The sequence below is a fragment of the Streptomyces sp. NPDC051822 genome (assembly GCF_044452745.1).
In the GTDB taxonomy this organism is placed as follows: Bacteria; Actinomycetota; Actinomycetes; order Streptomycetales; family Streptomycetaceae; genus Streptomyces.
The window spans coordinates 1,194,259-1,209,514 of record NZ_JBITBZ010000001.1; the positions used below are offsets into that span (position 1 = coordinate 1,194,259).

Consider the following 15,256-nt stretch of genomic DNA (forward strand, 5'->3'; position numbering starts at 1 on the left):
CCCCCAATCTACTGGGACGCCGCCCGCCACCGGGCGGGGGGCACGGCCGCCGGTACGGGCAGGTGGCGGGCGAAGAAGGACCGCAGGAGCCTGCGTACGGCCGGAACGGACACCCGGGGACCGGCCGTACCGACCATGTCGGCGCGGCCTTCGGCGGTCATCAGACCGGCCTCCTGCAGCTGCGGGACCAGCGCCGCGTAGTCCGTGAACACCCAGTGGCCGCCGTCGTCGAGCTGCCGCCGCACGACGGGGCCGCCGTGCGCGAGCAGCGCCGACCAGGACCGGTCGAGGCGGTCGTCGCGGAAGCCGTCGGTGCCGGCGAGCAGCACGGGCCGGTCCACGCCGTCGCGGGCCACGGGCAGGAGGGTGCCGTCCATGCCGTCCAGGTACCCCTCCAGGACGGCCGCCGCGGCGATCCGCCGGTCCTCGTGGAGGGCCTGGGCGACGGCGGTGCCGCCGGCGGAGTGCCCGTACAGGCCGACCCGGTGGAGGCCGAGGGCGTCGAGGAGGAAGCGGAGGTCGGCGACCCGGGTGTCGACCATGGTGCGGAACGCCGTCGCGTCGAGGTCGGGGCGCAGCGCGGTCTCCCGCACCCGGTCGCGGCCGGGCCGGGCGGTGGGGAACTCGACCTCGCTCGCGTCGCCGGGGTGGTCGACGGTGACGACGGTCCAGCCGTACGAGGCGAGGTCGATCGCCAGTGAGCTGCCCATGGCGCGGGAGTCGCCGCCGCCGGGGCTGTACAGCAGCACGGGACGGCGGCCGGCCAGGGGCAGGGGCGGAGCGCCGACGCGGGCGTGCGTGAGGGTCGCCGCCCAGTCGACCCCCGCGCGCGGCAGGTGCGGGCGGATCAGCGGACCGAGCTGCGCGAACAGCGCGGCGGCCCCCGGGGCGAGCTGCGGCATCCGGGGGAAGCCCCGGCCGCCCCCGGGGACGGTGGGCGTGAGGACGGTGACCATCAGCTCGCGTACGCCGATCCCGGGCAGCCAGGGGTCGTTGCGGGTGTGGTCGACGAGGTGACGGACGGTGGCACCGACCGGGTACGGGCCGGTGGGCGCGGGCAGCCGGAGGACCGGCCCTCCGGGGCGGGCGGTGGCCGGGGTGCCGGCGGCGGTGCCGAGGAACAGGGCGGCGGCGCCCGCGAGGGCGCCCCTGGTGACGGCTCGGCGGCCGGGTGTACGGGATGTCATGCACGGCATCCTGGAGGCGGGCGGGGGGCGCGGGCGAAGCTTGCGGCTCCAGCCGAAAGGCTGGCGTCGGGGAGGGATAAGGGGAGGGAATCGGCCGATGACGAGGGTCCACTTCACCGCGGACGACTATCCGCGGGTGCGGTTCTCGGCCCGGCCGTCGCCGGTGCCCGAACTCCACGCGGCGCTGCTGATGTTGGGCGCCCCGCACGAGGAACTGCTCTTCGGACGCTGGCGGGGCAGACTCCTGCGGGCCCTGCCGGCCGCGACGGAGCCGCTCGCGGAGCTCGCGCCGGGCGGCGAGGCCCCGGCCTTCCTGGACGTGCTCGGCGAGACGCGGGAGGAGGGCTTCGCGCTGATCCGGTCGGCCGGGCCGGCTCTCGTACGGTCCGAGCTCGGGCGGGTGTACGCGGGACGGCGGCGGGTTCCGGCCCGGATGCGGGCCCTGCACAACGGGGACGGCGGGGCCTGGCGGGCCCTTGAGCGGGCGCAGCGGGCGGCGTACGAGACGGTCCTCGCGCCGGTGTGGCCGCTGGTCCAGGACCTGCACAGGGCGGAGTTCGCGCGGTACGCGCTCGCCGTCGCCGAGCACGGCCTGGACGCGGCCCTGACCGCTCTGGTGCCGGGCTCGGGGCTGCGGGACGGCGTGTGGGAGTGGCCGGCGAGGGGCCCGCGCGGGCGGGAGATCCGGCTCGGCGGAAGGGGCCTCGTCCTCCTGCCGACGTTCCACTGGCGTGGCGGGCCCCTCGTCCAGGACATGCCGGAGCGGCCGGTGGTCCTCGCCTACCCGGCGGGCCGGGGCCTGCCGCTCGCCGCGGACGGCGCCGACGCACCGGAGGACGCCCTCGCGGGGGTACTGGGACGCACCAGAACGGCGCTGCTGCAGGCCCTGGCGGAGCCGCGTACGACCACGGAGCTGGCCCGGCGCACGAACGTCGGCAACGCCACGGCCTCGGCCCACGCGTCGGCCCTCCGGGCGGCGGGCCTGATCACGACGGAACGCACGGGCCGTTCGGTCCAGCACACCCGCACGCCCCTGGCCTCGCTGCTCCTGGGGGCGACCCTGCCCGGGGGCAGCGACGCCCCCGCCTAGAGGCGGGGGCCTCACCCTCCGAACCGGCGGCGTGCTCTAGCGCAGCGCGTCGGCGACCTCACGGGCCGCGTCGACCACTCGCGGTCCCACCCGTTCCGGCACCGCGTCGGCGAGCATCACGACGCCGACGCTGCCTTCGACACCGGTCACGCCGACGAGCGGGGCGGCGGCGCCGCTCGCGCCGGCCTCCAGTTCGCCGTGGGTGAGGGTGTAGCCCGGTTCGGTCAGACCGCCCTGGCGGGCGGAGAGGATGGCGCGGCCGGCCGCGCCCCGGTCCAGCGGGTGCCGGAAGCCGGCCCGGTAGGCGACGTGGTAGTCGGTCCAGGTCGGTTCCACGACCGCGACCGCGAGCGCCTCCGCCCCGTCGACCAGCGTGAGATGGGCCGTCGCCCCTATGTCCTCGGCGAGCGACCGCAGCGCGGGCAGCGCGGCCTCGCGCACCAGGGGGTGGACCTGGCGGCCGAGCCGCAGCACGCCGAGACCGACGCGGGCGCGGCCGCCGAGGTCGCGGCGGACGAGCGCGTGCTGTTCCAGGGTGGCGAGCAGTCGGTAGACCACGGTCCGGTTGACGCCGAGTTTGTTGGACAACTCGGTGACGGTCAGGCCGTGGTCGGTGTCGGCGAGCAGTTTGAGGACTCTGAGTCCCCGGTCGAGCGTCTGGGAGGTCTCCGCGGTCACGACGCCCTCTCCTTCGGAGTGAGTGGTGGGCGGGACTCTCACGGGGTCTGCGTCGCCGGTCCCGTCGGCGACGCACGTCAGAGGCCGCCGGCAGGAAGGGGTACACCGGCTGCGCTCCGCGGCGGCGCTGCCACGGGGCGAATGCTTTTGAGCCGGGACAGTAGCGACCCGCTCCGCTCAGCGGAAGACCTCGTCCAGAATCCGGGCGTCGGCGACCGGAAGGAGACGGTTCGGGACCTTCGTCGGTCGGACACGGGACTTTGGCGGACAAGATCGGCTTTGTCGTGCCCGTAGCGTGGAAGCCGCCCGGAGTCCGACCGTGGGGGCCGGTCTCCGGCGCGGTCCCGCCGCCGGCCCGGCCGCGGCGGGACAGCCGAGGCCCGTACGACCGTGGTCGTACGGGCCTCGGCGGCTCACCGGGACGGCGTCATCGCATCCGGGTGGCCCACTCCTGCACCTTCTTGATCCGTTCCCGGATCTGGCCGGCGGTGGCCTCCGCGCTCGGCGGGCCGCCGCACACCCGGCGCAGCTCCGTGTGGATCACGCCGTGGGGCTTGCCGGTCTGGTGGACGTACGCGCCGACCATGGTGTTGAGCTGCTTGCGCAGTTCGAGCAGCTCCTTGTGGGAAACGACGGGGCGCCGCTCGGCGGGGAGTTCGAGCAGGTCCGCCTCGTCGTCCGGCTTCTTGCGGCTGTGCGCGATCTGCCGGGCCTGGCGCTTCTGCAGCAGGAGCTGGACCTGGTCGGGTTCGAGGAGACCGGGGATGCCGAGGTAGTCCTGCTCCTCTGCGCTGCCGGGGTGGGCCTGCATGCCGAACTCGGCGCTGTTGTACAGCACCCGGTCGAAGACGGCGTCGGACTCCAGGGCCTCGAACGGCAGCATGTCCTGCTCGCCGGTGTCCTCGTCCTGCTGCTTCTCCGCCTCCGCCATCTCCTTCTCGGATTCGGCGTAGGGGTCCTCCTCGCCCTGCTTCTTGGGCTTGTCGAGGACGTGGTCGCGCTCGACCTCCATCTCGCTGGCGAAGCCGAGGAGGCTGGGGATGGTGGGAAGGAACACGGAGGCCGTCTCGCCGCGCCTGCGGGAACGCACGAAACGGCCGACGGCCTGCGCGAAGAACAGCGGGGTCGAGATCGTCGTCGCGTACACGCCGACGGAGAGGCGCGGGACGTCGACGCCCTCCGACACCATGCGGACGGCGACCATCCAGCGGTCGGTGCTCTCGCTGAACTCGTCGATGCGGTTCGAGGCGCCGGTGTCGTCCGAGAGGACGACGGTGGGCCGGGTGCCGGTGATCTCGCGGATCAGCTTGGCGTACGAGCGGGCCGAGTCCTGGTCGGAGGCGATGACGAGGCCGCCGGCGTCGGGAATCGACTTCCGGACCTCGGTCAGGCGCTGGTCGGCGGCGCGCAGGACGTTGGGCATCCAGTCGCCCTTGGCGTCGAGCGCGGTGCGCCAGGCCTGCGAGACGGCGTCCTTGGTCATCGGCTCGCCGAGGCGGGCGGCGATCTCGTCGCCCGCCTTGGTGCGCCAGCGCATGTTGCCGCTGTAGGAGAGGAAGATGACCGGCCGGACGACGCCGTCGCCGAGGGCGTTGCCGTAGCCGTAGGTGTAGTCGGCGGAGGACCGCCGGATGCCGTCGTTCCCCTCCTCGTACGTGACGAAGGGGATCGGGTTCGTGTCCGACCGGAAGGGCGTACCGGTCAGCGCGAGGCGCCGGGTGGCGGGCTCGAACGCCTCCAGGCAGGCCTCGCCCCAGGACTTGGAGTCTCCGGCGTGGTGGATCTCGTCGAGGATGACGAGGGTCTTGCGCTGTTCACAGCGGTTGCGGTGGAGCATGGGCCGGACTCCGACACCGGCGTAGGTGATGGCGACGCCGTCGTACTCCTTGCTGAGCGGCCCGGCGCTGTAGTCGGGGTCCAGCTTGATCCCTATGCGCGCGGCGGCGGCGGCCCACTGCTTCTTCAGGTGCTCGGTGGGCGCGACGACGGTGATCTGCTGCACGACGTGGTGGTGCATCAGCCAGGACGCCAGGGTCAGGGCGAAGGTCGTCTTGCCGGCGCCGGGGGTGGCGACGGCGAGGAAGTCTCGGGGCTGCTCCTGGAGGTACCTGTCCATGGCGCCCTGCTGCCAGGCTCGCAGCTTGCCGGCGGTACCCCAGGGGGCCCGGCCGGGGAAGGCGGGAGAGAGGTGATGGGAGGAGGTGGTGGTAGTAGTCACGATCTCCGGGTTCGACGCTCGTCCAGATATGACAACCGGGCCACCTTACCGGTGGCCCGGTGGGAACCTCGTATGAACCAGGGCGCGTGTGGCCCGGTTGCGATTCAGCTCACGTCGGGAGCGATCAGCTCGCGCAGCCCCTGGGAGATCGCCTTGACCTCGTCGGTCTCACCGGTCGCCACGGAGATGACCAGGCGCTCCGCCGCGTCGATGTCGGGGCGGAGCTGGACGCCGTTCATGGCGAGGAAGGTGACGCAGGACAGCCAGGCGGTCCGCTTGTTCCCGTCGAGGAAGGGATGGTTGATCGCGAGCGACTGGAGCAGCGCGGCGGCCTTGTCGAGGAGGTCGGGGTACGCCTCCTCGCCGAACATGGCCGCGCTCGGCCGGTGCACCGCCGATTCGAGCAGTCCCGCGTCGCGTACGACGACCGTCTGGTCGTCCACGGCGTGCTCGGCGACGAGCAGGACGTCCTCGGCGGAGAGATAGACACAGCTCACTTGAGCCTCTCCATCAGCTCATGCCACTTGGCCGCCTGCTCCATGGCGGTCTTCCGCACGATCGCCTGCTGGGCGGTACGGGCGAGGTAGTCGTCGACCGCCTGAAGAAGTATGGCGTGCATGCTGGTGCCCTCCTGCTCGGCGCGCAGCTTGAGTGCCTCGGTCTGGTCGTCACGAAGACGCAGGTTCATTGCCATACCAGAACGGTACCACCCCATGGGGCCAAAGTGGTACCGAATCAGGTTCGGTCCGGCGCCGCGTGCAACCGCGTAGCGACCCACGCCCCCGCCGCCGCCACCCCCGCCATCGGCAGGAAGACCGCCGCGAAGGCCGCCGGGTGGGAGCCCGTGGACCCGTGGGAGCCGACCGCGTGGCCGACCGCGCCGCCGCCGAGGGCCGCGAACGCCGCGCCGCCCGCGGCGAGGAGGAGGACGTTGGAGAGGCCGTCGGAGATCTGCAGGGCGGCCGAGTTCGCGCCGACCTCCGCGGGCGCGGAGAGCTTCATGAGCAGCACGCTCGTCGAGGAGATGACGGCCCCCATGCCGAGGCAGCCGACGCCCCAGGCCGCCGCGACCACCCACACCGGCACCGCGGTGATCAGCACGCTCGGGGCCACGGCGATGGCGAGGGCCACGAGGACCATGCCGAGGACGACGAGCCGTTCCCGGTACGGCTCCGTCCACGGCCGGGCCTGGATCCAGGAGCCGAGCGCCCAGGTGAGGCCGCCCAGGGCGAGCGAGAGACCGGCCAGGGTGGGGCTCAGGCCCCGCTGGGTGACCAGCATCAGCGGCACGAAGGACTCGGCCGCGATGAAGGCGCCGGCGGCGATGCCCCGCAGCAGGATGACGGACGGCAGCCCGCGGGCGGCCCGCCAGGTGCCGCGCGGCAGCAGCCCGCGGGCGGTCGGCACGAGGAGCGCGGCGCCCGCGACGGCCGGGATCAGGGAGAGCCAGCGCAGTTCCTGGCCGCCGTACTGGAGGAGTGCGGCGCCTGCCGAGAGACCGAGCGCCAGCCGGATCCGGCGCCGGTCCCACGGGGCGACGGGCGCGTCCGGCTCCGCGGGGCCCGAGGCGGTGCGGCGGATCGCGGGGAGGGCGAGGGCCAGCGGGAAGACGACGAGGACGGGGATGCCGACGAAGACCCAGCGCCAGCCGAGGTGCTCGGTGACCGTTCCGGCGGCGAGCGGGCCGACGACGGAGGGGACGACCCAGCTGGCGGCGAACGCCGCCATGATCGCGGGCCTGAGGTGCTCCGCATAGGCGCGGCCGACGATCACGTACAGGGCGACGATGACGAGGCCGCCGCCGAGGCCCTGGACGGCCCGGCCGAGGATGAACAGCCACATGGCGCCGGCGGTCCCGGAGAGGAGCAGCCCGGCGGCGAAGGCGCTGATACCGGCGGTCAGGGGCGCGAGCGGCCCCCTCCGGTCGGACCACTGCCCGGCCAGGACCATGGCGAAGAGGCTGGTGGTGAAGTAGGCGGAGAAGGCGAAGGCGTAGAGGGAGACGCCGTTCAGCTCGCGGGCGGCGACGGGCATGGCGGTGCCGACCGCGGTCGCCTCGAAGGCGATGAGCAGGACGACGGAGACGATGCCGATACTGAGCGCCCGGTGGGCCGGATCGAGAACGGACCCCTTGGTGTCGTCGGCCACGGCACCGGGTCCGGGTCTTCCGGCGACGTCGCCGGCTGTGTCTGTGTCCGCCGCGGCGTCGCGGCGTTCGAGGGCGCTCATTCCCCCAGGGTAAGAGGTGAAGCTTTGAATGACCCCTGTCAGGAGTCCGGTCCTCCCTCAGCCCTTGGACGTACGACTGTGAACGGGATGTGTCAGTCGCATGGCACGGCCCCGGGAACCCTTGAGCCCCTCCGGCCCCGCCCCTACGGTCGTACTCGTTGCACCACACACGACCGTGTGCCCGAGTGGTTCAGGGGCTCGCCTGCAAAGCGAGTTACGTGGGTTCGAATCCCGCCACGGTCTCCAGGAGTCTCGAAACGATCTCCCCTCACGGGATCTTCACAGCCGCCCGGCGGCCGTGCCACAGTCCGCCCATGACCGAACAAGGCAGACGCAAGCTGGGCGTCCTCACAGGCGTCGGCCTCGCCGGAGGCCTGCTGCCCGGCATCACCCTGGGCACGGAGCCGGTCGACGCGGCCCTGTCAGTCCTCGCCGCCACGCTGGTGCTCGTGCTCCTCACCCAACTGATCCACATCGGCCCGTCGGGCCGCGTCCCGCTCCCCGTCCTGGCCGCCCTCGGCCTGATCGGCTTCGCCCAGGACGCCCTCATCTGGTGGCTGCTGTCCTGGCTGGGGCCGAAGGTCTCGGACCTGCGGATCGAGGGCGTCGGAACGATCCTCCTCGCGGCCCTGATCACACGCGGGACGTTCCTGCTGCTGTCGCAGCTGACGTCGACGGTGGAGATCGCCAAGGGGGACTGAGGGGGTAGGGCGGCGGCTACTGCTCGCCGCGCCACTTCTTCTCCTCGAAGACGGGCTTCTCGGGCAGCCCAGCGTTGTTCTCGCAGCCCAGCTCCTTCACGACCGCCAGCGTGACGGAGTGGAGGACGGTGAGGTAGGCCTCGCGGGTGGCGGGGGTGTTGGCGGGGTAGGCGCCGCTCTTGATCGGCTTCTCGAACTTGAGCAAGCCCTCCATGGGGGTCGGCTGCTTGTCCGATCCCTTGAGCCGCTCGCTGGAGCACCCCACGAAAATGCGCGCGTTCTTGTTGTCCGTACTCGTCTCCCGACCCATCCCGTAGAGGTACCGACCCTGAGCGGACCACTTGGTGCCGTCGTCGTACAGGTCGTCGCCCTCGTACAGCCTGAAGTAGACGCGGATTCCGTATCGCGTGCCGGCGGCGTTGCTGACCTGGCACATCGGACGGTGCCCCGGAGGCCTTCCCGCCACCGCCTGGTCTTCGATCACCTCGTTCACGGCTCGCTCCAGCCCGCCGTTTCCGGCCTCCGAGAACTTCTTCGCGCCAAGCACCGACTCGAGCGCTCCGGCCGCCGCAGGCGAGAGCGTGCCATCACACTGCTGCGCGGCGGTGACCCTCGGCAGCTGCTCCTCGTCGCCCCCACAGGCGGTGACGAGCAGACCGAGTGCGAGCACGGTCGATACGGATGCGGGCGCTCTTCTCATCGGGATTCCTCGTGACGTCGGGACGGCGGCGGGCCGGCTCAGCCGGTCTCGGGGGCGTTGCCGATCTGTTCGGCGTGGGCGTTGCCCTTCGAGTAACCGTTGGTCACGGACTCGATCATGTCCTGCCGGAAGTCGGTGCTCACCTGGCTGCCGTGCTGGGCCAGGAACCGCTCCATCGGCGACTCGGCGCTGTACCGGCCGGCCGTGTACAGGGCCACCTTGTCCTCGTGGATCTCATCCTCGGTCTTGTCCTTGTGGTCCTCGACAGACTTGTCCGACCAGTCGCCGACGACCTGTCCGGCCAACTGCTCCATGACGCCCGACCCGGTGTCGACCGCGAGCGGTACGAGGACGGCTGCCGCGCCGACCGCCGCCGTGGCCGGCAGGAAGGCGACACCGGCCGCGATGCCGACCGTGGCGCCGAGCTGTACCCAGCCGGCCTTCTTCGCCTGCTCCTTCTCGTAGTCCTCGTGCGCCTTCATGCCTTCGGCCTCGACCTGGCCGCCACGCGAGTCATCAAGGAGACCCTGGAACGTGGCCCCCGTGAACACGGCGCCCCGCGCGTTCCCCTCGTTGATCCTGCCGTCCGGTCCGACCTGCGCCTCGAGGACGCTGGTGGCGTACAGGCGTTCGGCCGTGGAGAGCGTGGCGTAGGCGTCCGGGTGCTGGCCGAGGGTGCTCAGGAACTTGGCCGCCGCCTCCCTCTCGAACTGCGGATGGGCCGCCGTGTCCTTCGTCGGGTGGAAGACGCTGTGCGAATCGTTCTTGTCCAAGGCCCAGTTGAGGTCGTCGATATAGCCGGCGCCCATGGCGCCGAGGCTGTCCGCCATCGTGGGCTGCCACTTCTTCAGCAGCTCGGGGTCATCGCCGTACGTCGCGACGACGTCCTGCATGATCTTGCCCGTGGTCTCGTCGCGCTTCAGCTCCGGCGTCGGGTCGTCCCACGCGTGCCCGAGCGTCGCCGACTCCAGGGCATGGCCGAGTGCGTCCGGCATGTACCCCATGGTCTTGGTGAGGTCGTCCGGGTCGTGCCCCTCGATGTCGGCGAAGAACTCGTACTTCTCGTTGGCGAAGAAGCCGAGGTAGTTCTCGATCTTCTCGCCGTCCTTGTCCTTGCCGAGGTCCAGCTCGCCGCCGACGCTTCCGTCCCTGTCGTAGGACGTGAGCGGGTCCTTCGAGAAGAACTCCTTCGACGCCTCCGGGCTGTGCCCCAGCGCCTCCAGCATCGAGATCATCGGGTCGAAGCCGGCCCCGTTGACGCCCGACGGGTTGTACTGGTTCTGCAGGCCGCCCGCCATCATCGGCTTGCTGTTGGCGAAGAGGTACGGGTCCTTCGCGTGGAGCTGGGTGACGTGCTCGGCGATCGGGACCAGGAACTTCTTGTCGTAGTCGCCGTAGCGCATGATGCCGCCGAGCAACTGGTAGCCGAAGGCCGGGTTGTTGTCGTACTTGGCGAGCGGGATGCGTTCCGTGCCGAGCCTGCGCATGTCCGCGGACCACTTCTCGGTCCACGCGTCGCCGCCCTGCGTCGCCGTCGCCAGGTTGAGGCCCAGGTTCCTCTGGAGCTCCTGGACGTCGGCGAGGCGCTGCTTGTCGACCTTCGAGTAGTCGTACGTGTCCGTGGACAGCTGCCCGAAGAACTCCAGCGCGCCCTTCGCCTCCAAGCCGTTGTAGAAAGTACGGGAGAACTCCTTCGAGCCGCTGTTGTCCTTCAGCAGCTCGTTGAGGCGCATCAGCTCCTCGTGGGAGACGTCCCGGCCCTTCTTCGCCAGGTCGACGGCGCGCTGCGCCTCCTCGGCGTCGAGGCTCTTGTACTTCGGCGCGCTGAAGTCGTGCCCGTCCTCGGTGATGTTGGCCTTGAGCGCGTTGGAGCAGGCCACGTCCGCATCGTCGCAGCTCTCCACGATCGCGTCGATCCGCCGCTGCATCGCCTCGATCGCGGCGCGCTCCTGGCGGACCAGGCCCTGGAAGTCGGGGTCGTGCCGCATCCCCTGGTCCTTGGTCGAGGACAGCGGCTCGACGGCCTCGACCTTGCCACTGGAGGTCACCCGGAAGCGCTGCTTCGGCGCCTCCGTGTCCACGATCGCCTTGAGGTCGTCCTTCGCCTTCTTGAAGGCCTGGTAACCGTCCTCCAGGACCTTGTGGATGCCGTCGGCCGCCTTGGCCGCGTCGTCGAACTCCTTCGCGGTCTTGTCCACGAACGGCTTCGTGACCTCGGCGTTCACCCCGCGCCAGTAGTCGTCCTTCGCCTTCGCCGCCATCGTCGTACGGGCGTCGTCGGCGAGTCTCTCCAGTTTGCCCTTCATCGCGGACCAGTCGTCGGCCGCGGCCTTCATCCTGCCGAGGGGCGCCTGGTAGACGTTCTCGTAGGTCAGCACAGCAGCTCCCCCGCTACTTGAAGTACTCGTTGATCCTGGAAGCCGCGAGTGCCGCCTGGATGTCCGCCTCTTCCTTGGCGTGCGAAGCCGCGCTGTAGTCCAGGTGGTTGGAGATGTTGGCGCAGGCGTCGAGCAGCGTCTTCAGCTGCGAGCCCCACCGCTCCTGCACGGTCGACATCGCGGACCCGGTGCGGAAGCCGTGGCCGGACATGTCCGTCGCCGCCTCCGTCGTGCTCGTACGCGCGTGGTCACCGTCCTTCAGCAACCGTCCGTGCAGCGCGTACGCGGCGCTGCCGATGGCGCCGAGCTTGTCCTGGTCGACGCTGAGATCGGCGTTGCCGCCACCACCGCCACCGGGCTCGGGGGCGAGCTGGTTGAGCCTCGTGCTCACCGTGTCCGTCGACGTGGACCGTACGGACGCCCACTCCTGTTCGAACGACATGTTCTCCCCCGCGACGGTGTTCGTTCCGGCTTCGCCCCAGCAAGTTCCGTACCCACGGAATCACGGCGATCGTAGCCCTCCGCACACCTTGCCGGGCGCTGCCCACTGGGAATCAGCGGCTTCCCCGGGATCTTCACGGCATCCGCATGCGTGCTTCACCTTCGCAACCCGGACAGCCCGGCCGTTCCCCCGCCACGCGCGGTGGCAGCCGTCCCCGCAACGCCTCCCGGGGACGGTCCCCGGCCCCTCTCTCGATAGGCTCGACCCGCCCCCGTCGCCATGGGGTGCAGGAACGACGGGGGGCAGGAACGGTGGAACGGTCGCGCAGAGAGCCGGAGTCCGTGCACGGGTCCGCGCAGAAGTCCGCGCAGGACTCTGCGCAGAAGTCCGCGCAGGACTCCGCACGGCGGTTCGGCCCCCACCGGCTGATCACCCGCCTCGACCCGCCGCACGCCTCACCGCCCTGCCGCCGCTACGTGGCCCGCACCGAGGACGGCGAGCGGACGGTGCTGCTCAGCACCCCGCTGCCCGGCGCCGACCCCGCCCGGTTCGCCGCGGAGGCCGAAGCCGCCCGCCACCTCATCGGCCCCTGGGTCGCTCCGGTGACGAGCGTGGCCGGCCCCGGCGAACCCCCCTGGTACGCGAGCCCGTACGTCCCGGCGCTCCCGCTCCCCGTCGCCCTGGCCGTCCATGGCGGCCCGCTGCCCGAGGACACCGTCCGGGCCGTCGGCGCCGCGCTCGCCGGGGCGCTGGCCGCCGCGCACGACCACGGGCTCACCCACGCCGGGGTGTCCCCCGCCTCCGTCCTGCTCACCGCGGACGGCCCCCGGCTGACCTGCTTCGGCGCGGTACGGGCCGCCTCGGCCGACGGCGAGCCGCGCACCGGCCTGCCCGGCCTCGACCCGGGGTCGCTCGCCCCCGAGCAGGCCTCGGGTGGCCGACCGCGCCCGCCGGGTGACGTCTTCGCGCTCGGCGCCGTCCTCGCGTACGCCGCCACCGGGCACACCGTGCCCGAGCGGGACGAGATCCCGCCCGCCCTGCGCCCGTTGGTCGCCTCCTGCCTGGCCCGCGACCCGGCCGACCGGCCCACGGCCGCCTCCCTGTCGTTCGCGCCGGCCCCGCCGCCGACCGCGTCGTCCTCGCCGACCGGGCACGCGACGACGCTGAACCCGGCCGGCGGCCTCCTCGCCCCTGGCTGGCTGCCGGGCAGAGTGGTCGCGGCCCTCGCCCGCCAGTCCTCGGAACTCCTCGCCGCCGAACTCCCGGCCGTGGCATCGGCAGCGACAGGGGCAGCGGCAGCGGCAGCGGCAAGGGCCTGAAGGCCGACACGCCACCCCACTTCCCTGCTCCCCCCTCCCCTCCCCTCCCGGACTGACGGACCACACACATCCCATGCTGTCGCCCCTGACCCACGACGACCCGGCCACCGTCGCCACGTACCGTCTCCTTGCCCGCCTCGGCTCCGGCGGCATGGGCACGGTCTATCTGGCGCGTACCCCGGGCGGCCGTACCGTCGCCCTCAAGACCGTGCACGCGCGGCTCGCCACCGACCCCGCCTTCCGCAGCCGTTTCCGCCTGGAGACGGACGCGGCGCGGATCATCGGCGCCCGCCACGGCGCGGCCGTCGTCGACGCCGATCCGCTGGCCGAGACGCCGTGGCTGGCCACCGAGTACGTCCTCGGCCCGCCGCTCGACGACGCCGTGGCGCTCGGCGGCCCGCTGCCGGAGCCCACCGTCCGCGCCGTCGGCGCCGCGCTCGCCGGGGCCCTCGCGCAGCTGCACGCCTCGGACGTGGTCCACCGCGACCTCAAGCCGTCGAACGTCCTCGTCACCGCGTACGGCCCGAAGATCATCGACTTCGGCATCGCCCGCGCGGCCGGCGACGACCACCTCACCCGTACGGGAGCGGCGGCCGGCACCCCCGCCTTCATGTCGCCGGAGCAGGCGAGCGGCCAGGAACACCCGCCCGCGGGCGACGTGTTCGCGCTCGCCGGCGTCCTCGTCTTCGCCGCCACCGGCCACGGCCCCTTCGGTACGGGCTCCCCCGCCGACCTCCTCTACCGCGTCCGCTACGCCGAGCCCGACCTCACCGGCGTACCGGAGGCCCTGCTGCCGCTCCTGACGGCCTGCCTCGCCAAGGACCCCGCGGCCCGCCCCACCACGGGCGTCCTGATGGACCATCTCCACGACGGACACGGTGAGTTCGCCGACCATCTGCCCCCGCTGCTCCTCGCCGACATCGCCCGCCGCGCGACCGACGTCTGGCTGCACGCACCCCACCGCCTCCCGGCCCCCGCCGAGTCCGCGGTGGCGGAGACCGCCCCGAACACCCCCCTGTCGCGCCGCCGCGCCCTCACCGTGGGCGGAGGCTCCCTGCTCGGTCTCGCGGGAGCGGGCGCCGGTGTGTGGGCGTGGCTGAACTCCCTCGACACCGGCCCGTCCACCGGCGGCGCACCGGCCCCGACGGGCCCCACCGCCGTCCCCGCCCCGACCACCACCGACGGCGCACCCGCGCCCCTGTGGCAGCACACGGTCCTCGACCGCGAGGAGAAGACCACCCAACTGCTCGCCGGCGACGACGTCGTGGGGTTCGCCGAGACCGTCTCCTTCCGGGCCGTCGACACGAAGGACGGCAGCGAACTCTGGGAGGAGACGGCGGTCATGCACCCGCACCAGATCACCACCGACGGGACGAACTACTACCTCTCCGACGGCAACTTCGAGGGACCGGGCGCCCTGAAGATCCGTACGCTCGCGCCGCGCACCGGCAAGGAGGCCGCCCGGACCATCCAGCTGAAGGGCATCGACGGAACGACCACGCAACTCCTCACCGCGTCCGGCGGAGTCCTCTTCACCGCCTCGCGGCTGGGCAAGCGGGAGATCGACCCGGACGCGGACAACGTCGGCTGGCACCTGCTCGCCGTCGACCTGCGGACGGGCAAGGAGGCGTGGCGGCAGCCCTACGAGTGGGACGGCGTCCGGCCCTGGCTCGCCCAGGTCGTCGGAGACCAGCTGATCCTCGGCAAGAACAGCGGGGACCTCGAGACCTTCCTCCTCCAGGCGCGGGACACGCGCACGGGCCGACAGCTGTGGAAGCGACGGCTCCCTCTGGTGGATTCCGCCTCGTTCATCCCCGGTCACCTCGCCACCGACGACCGGCACGTCTACACCGGCGGCGACCGGCTCCGGGCGGTGCGCCTGTCGGACGGGGCGGTCGCCTGGGAGTACGGCACCGGCGCCGCCCCGATGCGCTACGGGATCCCCGTCGTCGCGGGCAGCCTCGTCTACACGAACGTGAGCGGGCAGGGTCTCGTGGCCGTCGAGACCACCTTCGGCATCGAGCGCTGGAAGGAGGAGGTCGGAAGCCGCCCGCTGGCCCCCGACACCCTCAGCAAGCCGGTGATCGGCACGAAGTACGCCTACGCCCCCGTACGGGGCGGGCTGAGCGCGGTCGACCTGTCGACCCGCACGTCGGCCTGGGTCTTCCCCACGGACGCCTCGCGCTACGTCGTCGACCAGGAGCGGAGCCGCATCATCGGGGCCGGGGAGTCGTCCGTGGTGGCGATCCCGTTCGAGTGAGCCCTGCCCTCCTCCCCCTGTAAGAACGCCATTTCCGAACACCATCCCGAACGC

Annotated in this window: 13 protein-coding genes and 1 tRNA gene; 5 read left to right on the plus strand and 9 right to left on the minus strand. The window is 72.3% G+C overall.

From position 1 onward, the window contains the following. Window positions 1–8: 8 nt before the first annotated feature. Window positions 9–1,187 carry an alpha/beta fold hydrolase gene (locus ACIA8N_RS05415; protein ID WP_365777780.1) on the minus strand — a complete coding sequence of 393 codons (1,179 nt, stop codon included), beginning with the start codon at window positions 1,185–1,187 and terminating at the stop codon, window positions 9–11. Window positions 1,188–1,284: 97 nt separating this feature from the next. Between ACIA8N_RS05415 and ACIA8N_RS05420 the strand changes: the two genes are divergently transcribed. Continuing rightward, the gene (locus ACIA8N_RS05420) at window positions 1,285–2,277 is read left to right on the plus strand and encodes a winged helix-turn-helix domain-containing protein (protein WP_365777778.1); all 993 of its coding nucleotides are present in this window, start codon (window positions 1,285–1,287) and stop codon (window positions 2,275–2,277) included. A gap of 36 nt (window positions 2,278–2,313) precedes the next feature. Here ACIA8N_RS05420 and ACIA8N_RS05425 read toward each other — a convergent pair whose 3' ends face one another. The 5 genes from ACIA8N_RS05425 to ACIA8N_RS05445 all read right to left on the minus strand — a co-directional run bounded on the left by ACIA8N_RS05425 (window position 2,314) and on the right by ACIA8N_RS05445 (window position 7,402). Further along, window positions 2,314–2,955, minus strand: a complete 642-nt coding sequence (locus ACIA8N_RS05425) for an IclR family transcriptional regulator (protein WP_030221755.1) — start codon at window positions 2,953–2,955, stop codon at window positions 2,314–2,316. A 427-nt stretch (window positions 2,956–3,382) separates the two neighbouring features. Continuing rightward, complete coding sequence (locus ACIA8N_RS05430; protein ID WP_365778168.1) at window positions 3,383–5,176, minus strand: DEAD/DEAH box helicase; 1,794 nt, start codon at window positions 5,174–5,176, stop codon at window positions 3,383–3,385. Between the two features lie 101 nt (window positions 5,177–5,277). Further along, the gene (locus tag ACIA8N_RS05435) at window positions 5,278–5,670 is read right to left on the minus strand and encodes a type II toxin-antitoxin system death-on-curing family toxin (RefSeq protein ID WP_365777776.1); all 393 of its coding nucleotides are present in this window, start codon (window positions 5,668–5,670) and stop codon (window positions 5,278–5,280) included. Next, entirely contained in the window at window positions 5,667–5,867 is a 201-nt protein-coding gene (locus tag ACIA8N_RS05440) for a ribbon-helix-helix protein, CopG family (RefSeq protein ID WP_030221768.1), read from the minus strand. Before ACIA8N_RS05440 ends, ACIA8N_RS05435 begins: the two co-directional genes overlap by 4 nt. Window positions 5,868–5,908: 41 nt before the next feature. Continuing rightward, window positions 5,909–7,402: an MFS transporter gene (locus tag ACIA8N_RS05445; protein ID WP_365777774.1), complete on the minus strand. Its 1,494-nt coding sequence runs from the start codon at window positions 7,400–7,402 to the stop codon at window positions 5,909–5,911. A 171-nt stretch (window positions 7,403–7,573) separates the two neighbouring features. On the opposite strand from ACIA8N_RS05445, the gene ACIA8N_RS05450 reads away from it, so the two are divergent. Next, window positions 7,574–7,648, plus strand: a tRNA-Cys gene (locus tag ACIA8N_RS05450). 68 nt (window positions 7,649–7,716) lie between these two features. After that, window positions 7,717–8,103 (plus strand): hypothetical protein, encoded by a 387-nt coding sequence (locus ACIA8N_RS05455; protein WP_365777772.1) that lies wholly within the window; start codon window positions 7,717–7,719, stop codon window positions 8,101–8,103. A gap of 16 nt (window positions 8,104–8,119) precedes the next feature. Here ACIA8N_RS05455 and ACIA8N_RS05460 read toward each other — a convergent pair whose 3' ends face one another. The 3 genes from ACIA8N_RS05460 to ACIA8N_RS05470 are packed head-to-tail and all read right to left on the minus strand — an operon-like array spanning window position 8,120 to window position 11,623. Next, window positions 8,120–8,803: a hypothetical protein gene (locus ACIA8N_RS05460; RefSeq protein WP_365777770.1), complete on the minus strand. Its 684-nt coding sequence runs from the start codon at window positions 8,801–8,803 to the stop codon at window positions 8,120–8,122. Between the two features lie 38 nt (window positions 8,804–8,841). Then, window positions 8,842–11,181 (minus strand): hypothetical protein, encoded by a 2,340-nt coding sequence (locus tag ACIA8N_RS05465; RefSeq protein WP_365777768.1) that lies wholly within the window; start codon window positions 11,179–11,181, stop codon window positions 8,842–8,844. Between the two features lie 13 nt (window positions 11,182–11,194). After that, window positions 11,195–11,623, minus strand: a complete 429-nt coding sequence (locus ACIA8N_RS05470) for a hypothetical protein (RefSeq protein ID WP_365777766.1) — start codon at window positions 11,621–11,623, stop codon at window positions 11,195–11,197. A gap of 341 nt (window positions 11,624–11,964) precedes the next feature. On the opposite strand from ACIA8N_RS05470, the gene ACIA8N_RS05475 reads away from it, so the two are divergent. After that, window positions 11,965–12,942 carry a serine/threonine protein kinase gene (locus tag ACIA8N_RS05475; protein WP_365777764.1) on the plus strand — a complete coding sequence of 326 codons (978 nt, stop codon included), beginning with the start codon at window positions 11,965–11,967 and terminating at the stop codon, window positions 12,940–12,942. Window positions 12,943–13,015: 73 nt separating this feature from the next. After that, window positions 13,016–15,202 (plus strand): protein kinase, encoded by a 2,187-nt coding sequence (locus tag ACIA8N_RS05480; protein ID WP_365777762.1) that lies wholly within the window; start codon window positions 13,016–13,018, stop codon window positions 15,200–15,202. The last annotated feature ends 54 nt before the right edge of the window (window positions 15,203–15,256 follow it).